This window comes from Seonamhaeicola maritimus, from assembly GCF_008056315.1.
In the GTDB taxonomy this organism is placed as follows: domain Bacteria; phylum Bacteroidota; class Bacteroidia; order Flavobacteriales; family Flavobacteriaceae; genus Seonamhaeicola; species Seonamhaeicola maritimus.
Window position 1 is genome coordinate 1,419,982 of record NZ_VRKQ01000008.1, and the last position, 18,098, is coordinate 1,438,079.

General features: G+C 32.6%; 18 protein-coding genes and 1 other RNA gene. 11 read left to right on the forward strand and 8 right to left on the reverse strand.

Annotated features, from left to right (window positions below; genetic code table 11):
* Positions 1 to 4 precede the first annotated feature (4 nt).
* Positions 5 to 2,464: a TonB-dependent receptor gene (locus tag FUA22_RS06050; protein WP_241664766.1), complete on the reverse strand. Its 2,460-nt coding sequence runs from the start codon at positions 2,462 to 2,464 to the stop codon at positions 5 to 7.
* A 13-nt stretch (positions 2,465 to 2,477) separates the two neighbouring features.
* Positions 2,478 to 4,163, reverse strand: a complete 1,686-nt coding sequence (locus tag FUA22_RS06055; RefSeq protein WP_147767004.1) for a M23 family metallopeptidase — start codon at positions 4,161 to 4,163, stop codon at positions 2,478 to 2,480.
* 177 nt (positions 4,164 to 4,340) lie between these two features.
* Here FUA22_RS06055 and FUA22_RS06060 point away from each other — a divergent pair, with 177 nt between their 5' ends.
* From FUA22_RS06060 to rny, 4 genes are all read left to right on the forward strand, one after another.
* Positions 4,341 to 4,631: a hypothetical protein gene (locus tag FUA22_RS06060; protein WP_147767005.1), complete on the forward strand. Its 291-nt coding sequence runs from the start codon at positions 4,341 to 4,343 to the stop codon at positions 4,629 to 4,631.
* Positions 4,632 to 4,646: 15 nt separating this feature from the next.
* On the forward strand, positions 4,647 to 4,940 hold the full coding sequence (locus FUA22_RS06065) for a cell division protein ZapA (RefSeq protein ID WP_147767006.1): 294 nt from the start codon (positions 4,647 to 4,649) through the stop codon (positions 4,938 to 4,940).
* A 56-nt stretch (positions 4,941 to 4,996) separates the two neighbouring features.
* Positions 4,997 to 5,105, forward strand: a non-coding RNA gene (ssrS, locus tag FUA22_RS06070) — 6S RNA.
* Positions 5,106 to 5,162: 57 nt separating this feature from the next.
* A complete protein-coding gene (gene rny, locus FUA22_RS06075; RefSeq protein WP_147767007.1) occupies positions 5,163 to 6,737 on the forward strand; it encodes a ribonuclease Y in 1,575 nt (524 codons plus the stop codon).
* A 49-nt stretch (positions 6,738 to 6,786) separates the two neighbouring features.
* Here the strand turns inward: rny and xerD are convergent, their stop codons facing one another.
* Together xerD and FUA22_RS06085 are read right to left on the reverse strand one after the other, a co-directional pair.
* Entirely contained in the window at positions 6,787 to 7,683 is an 897-nt protein-coding gene (gene xerD / locus FUA22_RS06080) for a site-specific tyrosine recombinase XerD (RefSeq protein WP_147767008.1), read from the reverse strand.
* Between the two features lie 66 nt (positions 7,684 to 7,749).
* Positions 7,750 to 8,082 (reverse strand): TM2 domain-containing protein, encoded by a 333-nt coding sequence (locus FUA22_RS06085; RefSeq protein ID WP_147767009.1) that lies wholly within the window; start codon positions 8,080 to 8,082, stop codon positions 7,750 to 7,752.
* An 89-nt stretch (positions 8,083 to 8,171) separates the two neighbouring features.
* Here FUA22_RS06085 and FUA22_RS06090 point away from each other — a divergent pair, with 89 nt between their 5' ends.
* From FUA22_RS06090 to FUA22_RS06100, 3 genes are all read left to right on the forward strand, one after another.
* Positions 8,172 to 9,017 (forward strand): hypothetical protein, encoded by an 846-nt coding sequence (locus tag FUA22_RS06090; protein WP_147767010.1) that lies wholly within the window; start codon positions 8,172 to 8,174, stop codon positions 9,015 to 9,017.
* Between the two features lie 68 nt (positions 9,018 to 9,085).
* Positions 9,086 to 9,499 (forward strand): type II 3-dehydroquinate dehydratase, encoded by a 414-nt coding sequence (gene aroQ / locus FUA22_RS06095; protein ID WP_147767011.1) that lies wholly within the window; start codon positions 9,086 to 9,088, stop codon positions 9,497 to 9,499.
* A 13-nt stretch (positions 9,500 to 9,512) separates the two neighbouring features.
* Complete coding sequence (locus tag FUA22_RS06100; protein WP_147767012.1) at positions 9,513 to 9,995, forward strand: PorT family protein; 483 nt, start codon at positions 9,513 to 9,515, stop codon at positions 9,993 to 9,995.
* 94 nt (positions 9,996 to 10,089) lie between these two features.
* On the opposite strand, the gene lpdA is transcribed toward FUA22_RS06100, so the two are convergent.
* On the reverse strand, positions 10,090 to 11,466 hold the full coding sequence (gene lpdA, locus FUA22_RS06105; RefSeq protein WP_147767013.1) for a dihydrolipoyl dehydrogenase: 1,377 nt from the start codon (positions 11,464 to 11,466) through the stop codon (positions 10,090 to 10,092).
* 106 nt (positions 11,467 to 11,572) lie between these two features.
* On the opposite strand from lpdA, the gene FUA22_RS06110 reads away from it, so the two are divergent.
* Positions 11,573 to 12,856 (forward strand): NAD(P)/FAD-dependent oxidoreductase, encoded by a 1,284-nt coding sequence (locus tag FUA22_RS06110; protein ID WP_147767014.1) that lies wholly within the window; start codon positions 11,573 to 11,575, stop codon positions 12,854 to 12,856.
* Between the two features lie 107 nt (positions 12,857 to 12,963).
* Positions 12,964 to 13,890 (forward strand): nuclear transport factor 2 family protein, encoded by a 927-nt coding sequence (locus FUA22_RS06115; protein WP_147767015.1) that lies wholly within the window; start codon positions 12,964 to 12,966, stop codon positions 13,888 to 13,890.
* A 49-nt stretch (positions 13,891 to 13,939) separates the two neighbouring features.
* Here FUA22_RS06115 and FUA22_RS06120 read toward each other — a convergent pair whose 3' ends face one another.
* Entirely contained in the window at positions 13,940 to 14,491 is a 552-nt protein-coding gene (locus tag FUA22_RS06120; protein WP_147767016.1) for a DinB family protein, read from the reverse strand.
* Between the two features lie 3 nt (positions 14,492 to 14,494).
* Positions 14,495 to 14,974, reverse strand: coding sequence for a peptide-methionine (R)-S-oxide reductase MsrB (msrB, locus tag FUA22_RS06125; protein WP_147767017.1), 480 nt, complete (start codon positions 14,972 to 14,974; stop codon positions 14,495 to 14,497).
* 163 nt (positions 14,975 to 15,137) lie between these two features.
* Between msrB and FUA22_RS06130 the strand changes: the two genes are divergently transcribed.
* Together FUA22_RS06130 and FUA22_RS06135 are read left to right on the forward strand one after the other, a co-directional pair.
* Positions 15,138 to 15,956 (forward strand): M48 family metallopeptidase, encoded by an 819-nt coding sequence (locus FUA22_RS06130; protein ID WP_147767018.1) that lies wholly within the window; start codon positions 15,138 to 15,140, stop codon positions 15,954 to 15,956.
* Between the two features lie 61 nt (positions 15,957 to 16,017).
* Positions 16,018 to 17,319 carry an MFS transporter gene (locus FUA22_RS06135; protein WP_147767019.1) on the forward strand — a complete coding sequence of 434 codons (1,302 nt, stop codon included), beginning with the start codon at positions 16,018 to 16,020 and terminating at the stop codon, positions 17,317 to 17,319.
* 55 nt (positions 17,320 to 17,374) lie between these two features.
* On the opposite strand, the gene FUA22_RS06140 is transcribed toward FUA22_RS06135, so the two are convergent.
* Positions 17,375 to 18,097, reverse strand: a complete 723-nt coding sequence (locus FUA22_RS06140; RefSeq protein WP_147767020.1) for a head GIN domain-containing protein — start codon at positions 18,095 to 18,097, stop codon at positions 17,375 to 17,377.
* Position 18,098 lies beyond the last annotated feature (1 nt).

Consider the following 18,098-nt stretch of genomic DNA (forward strand, 5'->3'; position numbering starts at 1 on the left):
GAAATTAGAATTTCATTGTAGTCCTTACATTAAACACACGTGGAGTTAAGTAATTTGGAATAGCAAATTGGCGTTTACTATACACGTCTCTTACCCAAGTATTTGTAATTGAGTTTTGTACATCAAATATATTGAAGATTTCAAAACCTAAAGAGAGTTCCTTAAAAGGTTTTTTCCAACCATTTTTAAATTGCTTTTTATCATCAACTAAAACAAGCTGCAAACCTAAATCTGCTCTTTTATAATCTGGCAATCTTGATTGATAGATATAAGGATCAGCATAACTTGGTGATCCACCAGGAAGCCCTGTATTATAAACCAAATTCAAATACATTTTTAAGTGAGGCATATTGGGAACATAATCCTGAAAAAGGGCTGCAAATTTTAAACGTTGATCTGTTGGCCTTGCAATATACCCTTGGTTTTCAATGTTTTCTTCGGTTTTTAAATATCCAAAACTGAACCAAGACTCTGTTCCCGGTACAAACTCTCCATTTAACCTCATATCTAACCCGTAAGCATAAGCTTTAGCATCATTATTTGCTCTATAGCGAATACGAACATTCTCAATGGTATATGGATTTACATCTGATAGATTCTTATAATAAACTTCTGAAGTAAGTTTAAAAGGGCGGTCCCACATTTTGAAACTATAATCATTTCCTAAAACCAAATGAAATGATTTTTGTGCTTTTACATTAGGTTGAACGGTACCTGTGGCATCTCTCAATTCTCTATAAAATGGCGGTTGATAATACAGGCCTGTGGCTACTCTGAAAAGCATATCTTTTTCCCAGTCAGGTTTAATAGTAAATTGAGCACGTGGACTAAATACAGTTTGGTTTGATGAAGAAATACCTTCTCCTTTTACAGACCAATTATGCACTCTTACACCAGCATTATACCAAACATCACTGTTACCTAAAGTAGAACGTCTGCTCCATTGTGCATATGCTTGTAACCTATTTATTTGTGTATTATTTGTGGCTCTTACATTTTGGAAAGGCTCCAATGGACCGCTATACGCGATATAAGGCTGCTCATTGCTTGGAACCGTTTTTGGTGGTCTAATAGAAAAGCCGGCAGAATCAATTACTTCCCATTCAACAAGTCTATCTCTAATATCTTCATTTGTGTATTTTACAGACCATTCAATTCTATTATCGTCAATTTTAAAATCACCTTTATGTTCAATATTTGTAATAAGTGCATCCAAATCGTTTCTGCCATGATTTAACTGACTTCCAATACCTTCACTAAATTCCACCTCACCAATATCTTCATCACCAATATTGGTGTTTACTTCACCTAATCGGTATTGAGCAAGAATATCGAAATATTCTTCTTCAGTAGTATGGTAGGTTGATGCAATAAGCTTAAGCGTTAGGTCATCGTTAGCAAAATAAGTTCCTTTAAAGGCTCCAAAATAGGTTTGGTATTGGTCTTTTTCTTGACCATTGTAAAATACTAAAAGTGCAATGGGGTCACTTAAAGTTCCAAAATTTGTTTGACGTGTTTGTGGTTGGTAATTATATTTATTAATAGATGCATTCCCTAAAAAGCTTAAATGAAACTTGTTAGTAAATTTATAAGTGAAATACGCCTGAAGGTCTGCAAAGGTTGGATTGAAATTAGTTTCAGTTTCTTTTGCGTTAACCAATAAACTATTATCCCGGTATCTAGCGCCAACAATACTGGTGAATTTTGAGTCTTTACTAATATTTTCTATAGAAATTCCACCACCTAGTAAACTTAAATCGGCATTTACTTCAAATTGATATGGTGTTTTATAAGTGATATCTAATACGGAAGATAATTTATCACCATATTTAGCCTGAAAACCACCAGCTGAAAAATCAACGTTTTGCACCATGTTAGTATTAACAAAACTTAGTCCTTCTTGTTGGCCTGAACGAATTAAAAAAGGACGATAAACTTGAATATCATTAACATATACTAAGTTTTCATCATAGTTACCACCTCTAACCGAGTATTGTGTGCTTAACTCATTATTATTGCTAACCCCTGGAAGTGTTAATAATAAGTTTTCTACCCCAGCATTAGCACCAGGAATTTTTCTAATAACTTCTGGTTGAAGTGTGATAATACCTTCTACTTCTTTTCTTCTCTTTGTGTTAATTATAATGGTTGAAATTTGCTCTACTGAAGTTTTCATCACTGGATTAAATTCCAATTCCTCTCCGTTTTTAAGATTGAAAATACTTGAAACCTTTTTATAAGAAAGGTGTGTAAATTCAACAGAAACATCTGTATTTGAAGGGATTTCTAATATAAAAAATCCGTTTTTATTTGTAACTGTTCCTGAATTGTTAGCTTTAATGCTTACTTCCTCAATAGGCTGTTTGTTCTCATTTAAAATAATCCCTCTTATGGTTGCATTTTGAGAAAAACTTGAAAAAGCAATTAAAAAAAATAAAACGAAGAATAAGTATTTCTGTCTCAAAGGTGGTTATAGTTTATTTTCTGTAAAACAACGTTTCAAAAGTAGAATTATTTCCAACATTATCAGTAACAATTACTTTTAAATTGTTTTTAGTGTCTCTTACCACACCATCATTAAAATCATGAGTAAGTGTTTTGGTTTTATAGTCATACTCCATTAAAATCCATTTACCGTTTACTGTTGCTCTATATTTTGAAACTCCCGAAAGTTTATCGTCAATCTTCACTTTTAAATAACGGTATTTGCTCAACCATTGCCCGTTTTTAAAGTTAATAGCTTTAATGCTTGGTCTAATTGAATCTGTTGCTAAAGCAAAAGTCCCAAGAGTTTTTGTGCTTGCAGTTAATAAGTCTCCTTTTCTTTGAGTATAGGTATAAGAAGGATATTTTTTGTAACCTACCAAGCGGGCAATGTATAATTTACTTTTATCTTCATTATTATAATTACTAATATCATAGGTAATACTAAAGTTCTTTTTAGCAGCTTTTACATTTTTATGTAGTATTAAGGTATCACTTTTAACTTCAAAATCTAGATAGAAATCTTCATAAAAGGTGTCCTTATAAAAATCTACAGAAACTTTATTTTCTTTTAGGTTGATGGTTTGGTCTGCTTTAATATGATAGGGTGTTGTTTTGGTTTTAGAAGCTTTGGGATTACTAGTTTTAGCACCTTTTATGTTTAACGTTATCCACGATTCATTATTTTTAAAATCGGCAACTCTAACCTTATAAACAGTATATGTGCTGTCTTCAATTGATAGAACTCCATCATTTAGAACCGATTTGAATATACTTAACGGATTGTTTTTTTTGAATAACTTTTGAATGCGTTGTTTTTTTGTGGCATAATGTTCATAATCAATTAGCTGATTAATGTGCTTGGTTTCACTGAATGAAAAGCGCTTAAAATCTAATTCAAAATTATTATTCCCGTTTACAAAAGATCTAATATTATAAACGCCATTTGAATTGGCTGCTAAATTTTGTCGGTCATTAGTTTCAACTCCAAAGCCAATGTTACCAATGGCTTCAATGTTTTCAACTACATAATCGCCTCCTTTTATAGGGATTAATCTTAGTTTTTGTTTTTCATTTGAATTATTAACATAAGAGTTTTCGTCTAACGGATACGCATAAAAAGATTTAACGTATGGATTGGTAGTATCGGCAATGTCAATTCCAAAAAGCATTGGGTTTATGGGGCGCTCAGCATTATCTCTAATTTCGAAATGTAAATGAGGACCTCCAGAACCACCAGAATTTCCACTATATGCAACTAAGCTCTCTTTTTTTATGAGTAAGGTCTCGGCACTTGGAAATAATTCTATTTCGTAAGATTCTTTTTTGTACTGTTGTTTTTTAATGTAAGCTTCAATATCAGGTGAAAATTTCTGCAAGTGGGCATAAACAGTGGTGTAACCATTGGGGTGAGTTATATATAAAGCTTTGCCATAGCCATAATGTGATACTTTAATTCTACTTACATAACCATCTGCACATGCCTTTACTTTTAAACCTACACGTTGTTGGGTTTTAATGTCTAAACCAGAATGAAAATGATTTGAGCGTAATTCTGCAAATGTACCAGAAAGTATTATCGGTATATCTAGAGGGCTACTAAAATAGTCCTGCGGATAATGACTTTGAGCATTAGAGAGAAGCGCAAAAAACAAAAGAAAACCAAGGATTAATCTCATAGAAAAGTATTGTAGCTAAAATATTAATTTGACTTGAATAAGCAAAAGGATAGAACAAAAATCAAACCATTGTTTTTAAACAGAGTATTAGAAATAGATTTTGAAATTTTATAGGAAAACAATTGTTATTTAGTGGTAGGTATGTTAACTTTGTGAGATAAGTATTGAATTTTGTAAATGAGTAATATTGAAGATATTGTAGATTCTTTAGAAAACAAAATTAGCAAGGTATTACACAAAGTAGAGCTTTTAAAGCAAGCTAATTTAAAATTAACCGAAGAATTGGATACTTCAAAAAAGGAAATTCAGAACCAAAAATTGCACATAGCAGAGTGGGAAGAAAAATACGATACTCTTAAAATGGCAAACTCAATACTTGGTGGTGACGAAAATAAAAGAGAAACTAAGCTTAAAATAAATGCATTAATTAGAGATATAGATCATTGTATTGCTCAACTCTCAGATTAATGTAACATAAATTCAATGTCAGAAAAGCTTAAAATAAAGCTGTCTATAGCTAATAGGGTATATCCTTTAACTGTTGAAGCAAATCAGGAAGAAGGCTTACGTAAAGCGGCTAAGAATATTGAATATATGATTAAACAATTTGAGCAAAGTTATTCTGTTCGAGATAAACAGGATGTATTGGCCATGTGTGCTTTACAGTTTGCGTCTCAAGTTGAACAGAAAACTATTGATAAAAAAAATGTGAGTGAGCATGTAGAAGTAAAGCTTAAAGAGCTTGATGAATTACTGCATTCGCATTTAAACTCTTAAACGTTCTTTAAAATAAATTAAAAGTTACTGCCTGCATTGGTTATTTTTTTTGATAAACTCAACGTTAATTCTTTAAAAAGGGTGAGTTTAAGTTGTAAAAGCATGCTGCCTTAGTCGCAGATCCTTGATCAGCTTGTTAGCCCTAAACTTGTTTTTAAGGAGTTTATACAAAACTTTATACCGGTGTAGGCTTTTTTTATATATAAATCAACTAAATTAAGGATGGATAACTCAATTATATTTGCAGTAGGAGGCGCAGTTTTAGGTTTAATAATAGGCTTTATAATTGCAAAATCGTTGGAAAAGAATAAGGCATCAAAGCTTATTAAAGAAGCGAAAAAGAATGCAACATTAATACTTAAAGATGCTAAGAGCAACGGTGAAAATATTAAGAAAGATAAAATACTTCAGGCTAAAGAAAAGTTTATAGAACTTAAAGCAGAGCATGAAAAAGTAATTTTATCTAGAGACAAAAAAATGGCGGAAGCCGAAAAGCGCACTAGAGATAAGGAATCTCAGATTTCTAATGAGCTTGCAAAAGGAAAAAAACTAAATCAGAGTCTTGAGGATAAAATAAAAGACTATAATCATAGACTTGATGTAATAGAGAAAAAACAAGAAGAACTTGATAAGCTCCACAGAAGTCAAGTACAACAATTAGAAGTTATTTCAAGTCTTTCTGCAGAAGAGGCTAAAGAGCAATTAGTAGAATCGTTAAAGGGCGAAGCTAAGAATGATGCTATGGCATTTATTCAAAGTTCTTTGGAAGAAGCTAAATTAACTGCAGAACAAGATGCTAAGAAAGTTATTATAAACACCATACAGCGTATTGGAACAGAGGAAGCTGTTGATAATTGTGTGTCTGTTTTTAATATTGAATCTGATGATGTTAAAGGTAGAATTATTGGTCGTGAAGGACGAAACATTCGTGCTATTGAAGCTGCTACCGGTGTAGAGATAATAGTTGATGATACTCCAGAAGCTATTATTTTATCATGTTTTGATTCTGTTAGAAGAGAAATTGCTCGTTTATCACTTCATAAGTTAGTTACAGATGGAAGAATTCATCCAGCTAGAATTGAAGAGATAGTTAAGAAAACACAGAAGCAGATAGAGCAGGAGATTATTGAAGTAGGTAAGCGTACTGTTATTGATTTAGGTATTCATAACTTGAATCCGGAGCTTATTAAGATGGTTGGACGCATGAAGTATCGTTCGTCTTACGGACAAAACTTATTGCAGCACTCTAGAGAAGTTGCTAAACTTTGTGGAGTGATGGCTGCGGAACTTGGACTCAATCCTAAATTAGCAAAACGTGCTGGATTACTTCATGATATAGGGAAAGTGCCAGATGCTGAAGCTGATATGGAAACACCTCACGCTATTTTAGGTATGCAATGGGCTGAAAAATATGGAGAAAAGAAAGATGTATGTAATGCTATTGGTGCTCACCATGATGAGGTAGAGATGAAATCACTTTTAGCGCCAATTATTCAGGTATGTGATGCTATTTCTGGAGCGCGCCCTGGAGCACGTCGTCAAGTATTAGATAGTTATATTCAAAGATTAAAGGATTTAGAAGATATTGCTTTTGGGTTTACAGGCGTTAAAAAAGCTTACGCTATTCAAGCTGGTAGAGAGTTGCGTGTTATCGTAGAAAGCGAAAAAGTAAACGACGATAAGGCAGCAGATTTATCATTTAGTATTTCACAAAAAATACAAACTGATATGACATATCCTGGTCAAGTAAAGGTTACTGTTATTAGAGAAACAAGAGCAGTTAATATTGCTAAGTAATTATTTATAAACTTTATATATTTAAAAAATCCAGCATTAGCTGGATTTTTTATTTTCTAGGATGATATTTTTCTACAACTCTTGTCAAATGGCTTTTATCTACATGTACATAAATCTCAGTTGTTGTAATACTTTCATGTCCAAGCATGAGTTGAATAGATCTTAAATCTGCATCATTCTGCAATAAGTGTGTTGCAAACGAATGTCTAAAAGTATGAGGTGATATTTTCTTTTTTAACCCTATTTTTTCAGCTAATTGCTTTACAATAGTAAAAACCATGGCTCTTGTGAGTTGTTTGCCGCGTCTGTTTAAAAAGAGTGTGTCTTCAAATCCAGATTGAATTTTTAAATGGTTTCTAATGTGTTTTCTGTAAATATTGATATATTTCTGTGTGGCATCAACAATAGGAACAAAACGCTCCTTGTCTCCTTTTCCGGTAACTTTAATAAAACCTTCATCAAAAAATAAATCTGATATTTTTAAATTTACTAGTTCACTTACACGCAAGCCACAACCATAAAGAGTTTCTAACATGGCTCTATTGCGTTCACCTTCAGGCTTACTTAAATCAATGGCTGTTATTATAGTGTCAATTTCTTCTTCTGAAAGTGTATCAGGAAGTTTTCGACCAATTTTCGGAGATTCAATAAGTTCTAAAGGGTTGTTTTTTCTATAATTTTCAAAAACCAAATAGCTAAAGAAACTGCGTAAACCAGAAATGATTCTTGATTGAGAACGCGCATTAACTTCTTTTGCTATTTCATAAATAAATTGTTTAATTTCTTCATTAGAAATTTTAACTGGGTTGATGCTTATGTCATGTTTCTCTAAATAGCTTATCAACTTTTTAACATCCCTAGAATAATTGTCAATAGAATTTTTAGATAGACCGCGTTCTATCTTTAAGTATAATTGATAATCTTTTAAAGCATGTTGCCATTTCATAGATTATAAAAGTAAAAAAAAAGACCATTTTTCAATGGTCTTTTTAAATAATAAATTATGAGTTTTTTAGAAGTTGTCAGATAGCATATTGATTAAATCAATAACCCACCATACACCTAAACCACCTAAAGTCAAAATAAACAAAATATTCCAACCTACTGGTTTTCCGTAATACCATCTATGACCAGCAAGACCTCCTAAGAAAAACCATAATAGGATACCTACGGTCAAATCTTTTTGGCCTGCACGTGGAGCTGCAACTGGTGTGTAAGTTTCAACTGTTTCATAAATTTCAGAGCTTGAATTAGTTGTGGCTGCTTTTTTTACGGGAAAAGAAGCATAACTTGTTGAAAACGATAGTAACAATACTAATAAGGAAAGTAATAATTTAATTTTCATAATTAATTGGTTTATGTTTGTTCTAGCAATTTATAAAAATAATCTTGATTGTGAACTCCAAAGTCTTTTTTAGTTTATTTATGTTACTAATGTATTTCTGCAGTCATGCTCAAATTGAATATGAGTATGTTGGAGGAATAGTTTTAAGTGATACATCAAAAACCACTTATTCGTATAAGATTAGTTTTAAAGTGGTCAATGAATTAGTTTCAGGATACTCTATAACAAATATGGGAACAGAGTATGAAACGAAAACTACAATTTCAGGAAATTATAATAAACAAAAAAAAGAATTGTTAATTAGGGAGACAGGTATAATTTATACCAAGACTCCTATAAAAATTGATGAAGAATCTTGTTTTGTTAATTTTTCTGTAAAGCCTTTTATTAGTGAAAAAACCAAATCAACTAGTGGGAGTTTTGAAGGTATGACTGTTAATTTTAAGAAATGTGCAGAAGGAAAGATATTTCTAAACTCACTTGAAAAAGTTGAAGATAGAATGAATAAGGTGGCTAAAAAATTAAATAAAATAAAACGGGTGCCAGATAGTATTAAGCAAAAGTTTCAACCATTAAAGATGATGGATTCCATGAACATGAATATTTTAAGGAAGAATCAAACTTTAAGTATTTTTACTAATGATGAAAAAATAAAACTAATTGTTTACGACGGGGGTAAAGAAGATGGAGATAGAATTTCTATTATGAGTAATGGGAAAACAATAAGAAAAAGTTATAAGGCTACTAATAAAAGGAACATAATACTTTTAAATCTAGACTCAATAAAGACTTCAATAGTTATTAAAGCTGAAAATGAAGGTCAAATTTCTCCGAACACGGTTGTGGTTGAATTGGTAGATCAGGAAAATAATATAAGAGCCTTATCTAACCTCAAGATGGGAGAGGAGACTAGAATAGATGTTTTAAAAAAATAGAATTTATTAATGTAAGGAAGCTCAAAGCTTCCTTTTTTTATGCCCTTATTTTTGGATATATTTGTTTTATGAAAAAACTAATCATCATTAACGGACCTAATTTGAATTTATTAGGAAAACGCGAACCAAATATTTACGGTAGTTTGACTTTTACTGAGTTTTTAGATGAGATAAAAGGCAAATACCCAGATATGAGTATTGATTACTATCAGTCTAATATTGAAGGTGAGCTTATTGATAAACTGCACGAAGTTGGATTCAGTTATGATGGTATTGTTTTAAACGCTGGAGCTTATACACATACATCAATTGGTATTGGAGATGCTATTAAAGGTATTGAGTCACCAGTTGTAGAGGTACATATTTCTAACACATTCGGTAGAGAAGAATTTAGACATCAATCTTACATTTCTCCTAACGCTAAAGGCGTTATTCTTGGATTTGGTCTTCAGAGCTATGAGTTGGCCTTAGAGAGTTTTTAAAATCTTTTACAAAATGAAAATAGCTAAGTGTTTCTTTTTTATTTTCTGTTTCATATGTTTTTCGGCAAAAGGACAGTCTAATATTGATTTTGGATTAAAAGGAGGTCTTAATTTGACATTCTTTAAAGTTACCGAATCTAGTTTTGGTTTTAATCAAGACACAGAAATTGGCTACTACGGCGGTGCTTTTTTAGATTTTGAAATTGATGAAAGTTATTCTATTCAACCGGAGTTATTATTTATAGCTCTAAATGATTTTAAGTTTTTAAATGCACCCATTTATGTTAAATATGAAATTGCTAAAGGTTTAAACATTTTGGTAGGACCAAGTATAAACTACTTTTTCGATTTCTTCTCAAATAAATTAAAAATACGTGGTGATTTAAGTGCATCCTATAATTTTACAGGGGACTTAGATTTTCATATGAAATATGCCCTCGGTTTTGAGGAGCTTACTCCCAATAGCCTTTTTGTAGGAGTTGGTTTAAGATTATAAAAGACCATTAAAAAATGCCATAAAACAAAAAAGTTCCGATTTCTCGGAACTTTTTATATCTAAAAATCTAAGTATTCTAACTTATCTAATTTGTCTAAATATGGATACATTCATCATAAGCATCTGCAACAGCTTCCATTACCGCTTCACTCATTGTTGGGTGAGGATGAACTGCTTTTAATACATCATGTCCTGTAGTTTCTAGTTTTCTAGCAACCACGGCTTCAGCAATCATATCGGTAACACCTGCACCAATCATGTGGCATCCTAACCATTCACCATATTTTGCATCAAAGATTACTTTTACAAAACCATCTTTATTACCACCAGCACTTGCTTTACCAGAAGCAGAGAATGGGAATTTTCCAACTTTAATATCTAGACCTTTATCTTTTGCTTGTTGTTCTGTTAAACCAACAGAAGCTATTTCAGGAGAACAGTAAGTACATCCTGGGATGTTTCCGTAATCCAATGCCTCAACATGATGTCCTGCTAGTTTTTCAACACATAAAATACCTTCAGCAGAAGCAACGTGAGCTAATGCTTGACCTGGAGTAACATCACCAATGGCATAATACCCAGGAATATTAGTTTGGTAAAAATCGTTCACTAATATTTTATCTCTGTCAACTACAATACCAACATCTTCTAAACCAATATTTTCAATATTTGTTTTAATTCCAACTGCAGATAAAACAACATCAGCCTCAAGAACTTCTTCGCCTTTTTTCGTTTTTACAGTTGCTTTAACCCCTTTACCAGAAGTATCAACACTAGTAACTTCGGCAGAAGTCATAATCTTAATACCGCTCTTTTTAAAAGAACGTCCTAATTGTTTTGAAACTTCTTCGTCTTCAACTGGTACTATGTTTGGTAAATATTCTACAATAGTTACTTCAGTTCCAATAGAATTATAGAAATAAGCAAACTCAACACCAATAGCACCAGAACCAACCACAATCATTTTCTTTGGTTGTTTTGGTAAGTTCATGGCTTCGCGGTAACCAATAACTTTTTTACCATCTTGAGGTAAACTTGGTAACTCACGAGAGCGTGCACCAGTAGCAATTATAATGTTATCAGCACTATAAATGGTTCCATCAACATCAATCTTCTTACCTGGTTTTAAAGTTCCGTATCCTTTAATTACATCTATTTTGTTCTTTTTCATTAAGAACTCAATACCTTTACTCATACCATCAGCAACACCACGACTACGTTTTACTACTGCATCAAAATCATGTTCAGCCTCTTTGACTTTTAAACCATAATCTTCAGCATGTTTCAGATATTCAAATACTTGAGCAGATTTTAAAAGGGCTTTTGTTGGAATACACCCCCAGTTTAAACATACACCTCCTAAGCTTTCTTTTTCTACAACAGCAGTTTTAAAACCTAATTGAGATGCTCTAATTGCTGTTACATAACCACCTGGACCACTTCCAAGAACTATAATATCGTATTTACTCATGTGTCAAAATTTAAGCAGCAAATTTACAAAATCGATTTTTAATAAAGAATTTAGAACCCTATAAAATTTGTATGATTTGTTACCTTTGTATAGCAAGCATTTTTATATGAATATTCCTAAGACGAGTTACCCTAGAATTGTTATTATTGGCGGCGGTTTTGCAGGTGTTGCATTGGCAAAAAAGTTATCAAAGCAAGAAGTTCAAGTGGTTTTATTAGATAAGCACAATTATCATACGTTCCAACCTTTACTGTATCAGGTGTCTACTGGTGGCCTAGAACCAGATTCTATAGCGTATCCTATAAGGAAGATTTTGAAAGACTTTCCTAACTTTTTTTTCAGATTAGCTAACGTTCAAGAAATTGATACCAAAAAGAATAAAGTAAAAACCAATATTGGTAATTTGAAGTTCGATTATTTGGTAATAGCTTCAGGTTCTAAAACAAATTATTTTGGTAACGCCGAAATTGAAAAACATAGTATGGCAATGAAAACCATACCACAATCACTTAATTTGCGTAGTTTAATTCTTGAAAACTTTGAAGATGCTTTATTGACCTCAGATTTACATGAGCGCAACGCTTTAATGAATTTTGTGATTGTTGGAGGTGGACCAACAGGAGTAGAGCTTGCCGGTGCCCTTGCCGAAATTAAAAAAGGAATATTGCCAAAGGATTACCCAGATTTAGATACACGTTCGGCGCAAATTCACGTAGTGCAATCAGGTGATTGTATTTTAAAAGGGATGAGTTCTAAGGCTTCGCAAAAAGCTGAAGACTTTTTAGAAAAACTAGGTGTTAATATTTGGAAAAATGTTAGGGTTACAAATTATGATGGCAAAACTGTAACAACTAATACTGATTTAACTTTTGAAACAGCAACACTTATTTGGGCAGCTGGTGTTAAAGGTGCTACAATAAAAGGATTGGATAGTGAAGATTTTGTGACCAAAGGAAATCGTATTTTGGTAAATGAATTTAGTCAAGTAAAAGGGTTTAATCACATATTTGCAGCTGGTGATGTGGCATTCATGGAAACTAAAGATTTTCCTCGTGGGTTACCTATGATGGCGCAACCAGCTATTCAACAAGGGCAACAATTAGGAGATAATTTGTTGAATGCGATAGAGAAAAAACCTATGAAACCTTTCACCTACAAAGATAAAGGTTTAATGGCTACTATTGGCAGAAACAAGGCCGTGGTTGATTTAGAGAAATGGAAGTTTCAAGGAGTTTTTGCTTGGTATGTTTGGATGTTTGTACATCTATTCTTTCTAATTGGTTTCAGAAATAGAATGGTGGTTTTTGTTAATTGGGTCTATAATTATGTGCGTTTTGATAGGGAAGCACGATTGATTATCCGTCCATTTAAAAAAAGAAACACGCTTTAGTTTTCATATGAAAGCTATTTCTTCATAAATTGGTAATAGTTAAACTGTTAATTATCAATTATTTTGATTAAATTGATAAACTATTAACCAATCAAATTTTATTTAAAATGAAAAAACATGTTATTATTATCATGCTACTTTCTGTGGCAGTAGTGTACTCTCAAAAAAAGAAAAATGGAACTGTTTATAATGAGCATCCAGCTATTGTAGCAGTCGAAGCAATGCAACAGGCCGATATTGCAGGTGATGTTGATAAAGTGGCCTCCTACCTTTCTGATGACTTTAAATCTATAAGCGGAACTACCCGTAATAAAGATGCAAAAGGGACTAACAAAGAAGACTTCTTAAAATGGGTGGAGAATAAACAAAAATGGGTTTCTTATGCAAGTTTAACACGTCATGGTGAAGCGTATCCAGATGCAATTGAATATAAAGAAGGTGGAAAAGTTTGGGTACAAACTTGGACGTATTTACGAGGAATGCATAATGAAACTGGAGTAAAAATAGAAATGCCATTGCACAATTTGTATCGTTTAAATGATGATAATAAGATTGAGCTGGCAATTAATTATAATTACCCTATAGGTACGGATATTAGAGATGCATTTGTTACCAGAACCAATGGGGTTTTATTTAATCAGCATAAAAACATAAATACAGTAAGAAAAATGATGGGGGCACTTGAACATGGAGATGTTGAAAGAGGATTTAGTGACTTCACGGAGGATGCAACCTTTAGAAATTTGGATATGCCTATAGGGAAAAGTCATACTCTTGAAGAAGAGAAAGCTGCTTTTAGTGGATTATTAGAACATTGGGAGATAGAAAGTATTGATGTTGTTGGTTATCCGGATTACTTAGAATACGAAATTGGAAATGGTAAAGTAGTTCAGTCTTGGTGGAAATTAAGATTAAAAAGTAAAAAAGACGGTAAAAAAGTTGTGTTACCTATTCATTTAGTAAATGACTTTAATGATGAAGGGAAGATGACCCAAGAGATGGGGTATTTTACAACGAATGCTTTAAAGCAATAATACCAACCAATAGAAAAAAACTCCTTTAATTTAAAGGAGTTTTTTAGTTTTATAAGTCATCAGTAAAATGGCGTTTGCCTTTTTCTTTGTTGAATTTTTTTCTGTTATAACTTTTTGATGCTCCTTTCGGTATAGATAAAGAATCCCAATGTTCACCTTTGATCAATTTCCCTAAAAATACAATTTGCCCAACATGGTAGGAGTAATGCGCTAATTGGCGGTTAATGGCCTCGGTTACTGTATGTCCCTGGTTTCTAATATAAACGATGCGTTCTAAATCTTCTACAGTTGAAGCCTCAATAGCATTAAAAAGACATGCCCAACCATTATTCCAATTTTCCACCAATTCATCTTTTGAAGTAAAGGTGTCTTCAAATTCAGAATCTCGATCTCTCCATGATTTTTCACCATCTTCAGTTAAAAAGTTAGTCCATCTACTTCGCATATTGCCAACTAAATGTTTAACAATGATTGATACGGAATTAGAATCTCGCATAAGCTCCTTTTGTAATTCTTCAAAACTTAGGGCTTCAATAGTCTTATCGCTTAAGCTTTTATAATACCTAAATTGTTTAATTACACTAGACAAGTAGCTCTCCATAAATTATTTTTTTGGAATGAATTTGAGGGAGACTCCGTTAACACAATGTCGTATTCCAGTAGTTTCTTTTGGGCCATCGTTAAACATATGACCTAAATGTCCGCCACAGGTAGCGCAGTGTTCTTCAGTTCTTGCATAACCTATATTATGGTCAGTTGAAAATGCCACATTACCTTTTATTTCTCTGTCAAAACTGGGCCAGCCGCTACCAGAATCATACTTGTGTTCACTTTTAAATAATGGAGTTTCACAGGCTTTACAGACATAAGTACCTTGTTTATAATTCTTATTAAAAGGACTTGAAAAACGCTGCTCGGTACCGGCCTTTCTAAGTACATAATACTCTGTGTCCGTTAACTGAGATTTCCATTCTTCGTCAGTTTTTGTGATTTTGAATGTTTCAATCTTCCTTTTACCCTTTTGAGCAGTAATGTTGCAGCTAAAAAGACTGCAACATATAAATAGTATTACTAGCTTTTTCATTCTTAAAAAATTTTTCTTTTAAAATCTGTCGATTCTAAGAAGTAAACATAACGAAGTATTTAAGTTTATTTGCTAAAACCCATGTGACAAATAAAAATTATGTGTGTCATAAAATTATGAAGGTACAATTTTTGTATTTTTATAATAAATAAATTTACTTAAGATGAAACTTAAAAATACTTTAATATTATTAGGAGTTGTTGCTATTTTTTATGCCTGTGCTACAAATCCATTTACACAAAAAAAGACTTTGGCCTTGGTGCCAAATTCTCAATTGTTTCCAACGGCTTTTGCTCAGTATGATCAGTTTTTAACTGAGAATAAAGTGCTTAAAGGAACAAAGGATGCTGAAATGATAACTAAGGTAGGGCAACGAATTGCTGTAGCAGCAGAACGTTGGTTAGATGCTAATGGGCATCAAGGATATTTAAAAGATTACAAATGGGAGTATAACCTTGTTGATGATAAAACGGTTAATGCATGGTGCATGCCAGGAGGAAAGATAGTGTTCTACACAGGTATATTACCAATAGCAAAAGGAGAAACAGGTGTTGCGGCTATTATGGGACATGAAGTAGCGCATGCTTTGGCCAATCATGGGCAACAGCGTATGAGTGCTGCCTATATACAAGCTGGTGTAGCTGTTGCAGGAAATATTGCTATTAAGGATGAAAAAGACAGAAATGCATTCAATCAATATTATGGTGTTGGATCTCAAGTAGGAGTAATGTTGCCATTTAGTAGAAGTCATGAGTCTGAGGCAGATAAAATTGGACTTTATTTAATGGCGATTGCAGGTTATAATCCAGATGAGGCTTCATTATTATGGGAACGTATGAAAGCAAATAGCGGAGGAAAAGCGCCACCAGAAATTTTAAGTACGCACCCTTCAAATGATTCTCGTATTGCACACCTCAAGGCTTTAGCGCCAAAAGCAAAAGAAGAAGCTGCAAAATTTGGGATTACATCTTTCAGGAAATAGTTTTTCTTAAAATATATTTGATTACTTTAGAAGCTGCTCATAAAAGGGCAGCTTTTTAATTATGACAGTTTTAAAAAAGGGGAGTAAAAAACTACTTAATGCTTGGGCATTTTATGATTGGGCAAATTCGGTTTATACCTTAACAATTGCATCTTCAATTTTCCCATTATTTTATGAGTCGTTATTTGAAACTAAAGAAACTTTGGTTTCGGCTTTTGGTTTTGAAATGAAACAAACTGTATTGATAGAAATTGTAACAGCTTTTACTTTTTTAGTCGTTGCTTTTTCCTCTCCAATTTTGTCAGGTATTGCTGATTATGTTGGTAATAAGAAAAATTTCATGAAGTTTTTCTGTTATTTAGGTAGCCTAGGTTGTATTGGCTTGTACTTTTTTGATTTAGATTATATACATGTTAGTGTCCTTTTTTATTTTATGGGTTTAATAGGCTATTGGGGTAGTTTGGTCTTTTATAATTCGTATTTACCTGATATTGCCTTTGAAGATCAACAAGATAGTATTAGTGCTAAAGGGTTTTCAATGGGTTATATAGGAAGTGTGCTTTTACTTATAGTTAATTTAATAATGGTTATGAGTCAGGATGCAATTGAGGATCAAATAGAAATGATGAAGTATTCTTTTATAACTGTTGGTATTTGGTGGGCGTTATTTAGTCAATACACATTTTATATTTTACCAAAAGGAACTTCTACTGGACATAAAGTAACTAAAGATGTTATTTTTAACGGATTTAGAGAGTTACAGCAAGTGTGGAAACAATTAAAGGGAAATTTAAGACTGAAGCGTTATTTGTACGCTTTTTTCGTGTTTAGTATGGCAGTACAAACCATTATGCTCATGGCGGTGTATTTTGGCAAACAGGAAATTGCGTGGGAAAATAATAGTGAGAAAACAATTGGTTTAATTGTTAGTATTTTGGTTATTCAAATAGTAGCTATTTTGGGTGCAGTTATTACTTCAAGAGCTTCTAAAAAATTTGGTAACATAAAGACACTTATTGTCATTAATTTTATTTGGATGTGCCTTTGTTTCTATGCTTATTTTATGATTACCCCGAACGAGTTTTATGTTGCGGCAGCTTTAGTTGGTTTGGTTATGGGTGGAGTCCAATCTTTAGCAAGATCGACCTATTCTAAATTCTTGCCAGAAACCGAAGACACAACTTCTTACTTTAGTTTTTACGATGTAGCCGAAAAAGTAGGTATTGTAATCGGTATGTCTATTTTCGCTATTGTAGATCAGGTCAGTAATATGAGAGATGCAATACTGTTTTTGTTCGTTTTCTTTTTAGGGGGTATTATTTTGTTGTTTAGAGTACCTAAAGAAAGAGTTCAGATTCAATAAAAAAAAAGTCGCTCATGGATATGAACGACCTTTTTATTTTGATTGATGAAATACTCTAGTTTGCTTTTATGGTGCCAGACCCCGCTACTTTGGTATCTTTCTCCGGGCTTCCTATATACTTAATATCACCAGATCCTGCTACTCTTGCTTTTAGATTTTCATTACTTACTACTTCGGCATCTCCTGATCCTGCAACAGAAACTTCGGTATTATTTGCTTGTAAATCAAATCCATGAAAATCTCCAGAACCAGCTATTTTAACTTCTAATTTATTTGTGTTACCTTTTAATTTCATATCACCAGAACCAGCAATTGCTGCTTTAACAGAATTTGTTTTAAGATCTAAACTAACGTCTCCAGAGCCTGCTAAAGAAACATCTAATTTGTTAGTAGTTATTTGAGCCTTACTAATTAAATCACCAGAACCAGCTAAAGATACATTATCAACATCTTTAAACGGAATTGTAACTGTAATACCTTTACTAGAACTGATATTAGTGCCATTCTTAACTTTTACTATAAGGTTGTTATTTTTAATTTCGGTAATTACGTATTCCAGTATGTTGGAGTCTCCTTCTAGTTTTAGTGCACCTTCATTACCTGAAACTAAAATAAAATCCATCGATCCAGCGCATTTAATACCATCGTAGTCTCCTATGTTTCTCGTTTCTGTAATAATGTTTCCGTTTCCTTTAACTTTTTTGCTTCCCCAAATTTGGGCATTAATAGTGCTAACAAATATTAGCGATAAGATTAATAATGTAGTCGTTTTTTTCATG

Excerpts from the sequence above, each read along its gene's own strand:
- lpdA (WP_147767013.1), bottom strand. The coding sequence starts at position 11,466 with ATGAGTAAATACGATATTATAGTTCTTGGAAGTGGTCCAGGTGGTTAT.
- FUA22_RS06055 (WP_147767004.1), bottom strand. The coding sequence starts at position 4,163 with ATGAGATTAATCCTTGGTTTTCTTTTGTTTTTTGCGCTTCTCTCTAAT.
- xerD (WP_147767008.1), bottom strand. The coding sequence starts at position 7,683 with ATGAAATGGCAACATGCTTTAAAAGATTATCAATTATACTTAAAGATA.
- FUA22_RS06135 (WP_147767019.1), top strand. The coding sequence starts at position 16,018 with ATGACAGTTTTAAAAAAGGGGAGTAAAAAACTACTTAATGCTTGGGCA.
- FUA22_RS06115 (WP_147767015.1), top strand. The coding sequence starts at position 12,964 with ATGAAAAAACATGTTATTATTATCATGCTACTTTCTGTGGCAGTAGTG.
- rny (WP_147767007.1), top strand. The coding sequence starts at position 5,163 with ATGGATAACTCAATTATATTTGCAGTAGGAGGCGCAGTTTTAGGTTTA.
- FUA22_RS06060 (WP_147767005.1), top strand. The coding sequence starts at position 4,341 with ATGAGTAATATTGAAGATATTGTAGATTCTTTAGAAAACAAAATTAGC.
- FUA22_RS06110 (WP_147767014.1), top strand. The coding sequence starts at position 11,573 with ATGAATATTCCTAAGACGAGTTACCCTAGAATTGTTATTATTGGCGGC.
- FUA22_RS06090 (WP_147767010.1), top strand. The coding sequence starts at position 8,172 with ATGTATTTCTGCAGTCATGCTCAAATTGAATATGAGTATGTTGGAGGA.
- FUA22_RS06085 (WP_147767009.1), bottom strand. The coding sequence starts at position 8,082 with ATGAAAATTAAATTATTACTTTCCTTATTAGTATTGTTACTATCGTTT.
- FUA22_RS06120 (WP_147767016.1), bottom strand. The coding sequence starts at position 14,491 with ATGGAGAGCTACTTGTCTAGTGTAATTAAACAATTTAGGTATTATAAA.
- FUA22_RS06140 (WP_147767020.1), bottom strand. The coding sequence starts at position 18,097 with ATGAAAAAAACGACTACATTATTAATCTTATCGCTAATATTTGTTAGC.
- FUA22_RS06130 (WP_147767018.1), top strand. The coding sequence starts at position 15,138 with ATGAAACTTAAAAATACTTTAATATTATTAGGAGTTGTTGCTATTTTT.
- FUA22_RS06065 (WP_147767006.1), top strand. The coding sequence starts at position 4,647 with ATGTCAGAAAAGCTTAAAATAAAGCTGTCTATAGCTAATAGGGTATAT.
- aroQ (WP_147767011.1), top strand. The coding sequence starts at position 9,086 with ATGAAAAAACTAATCATCATTAACGGACCTAATTTGAATTTATTAGGA.
- FUA22_RS06100 (WP_147767012.1), top strand. The coding sequence starts at position 9,513 with ATGAAAATAGCTAAGTGTTTCTTTTTTATTTTCTGTTTCATATGTTTT.
- msrB (WP_147767017.1), bottom strand. The coding sequence starts at position 14,974 with ATGAAAAAGCTAGTAATACTATTTATATGTTGCAGTCTTTTTAGCTGC.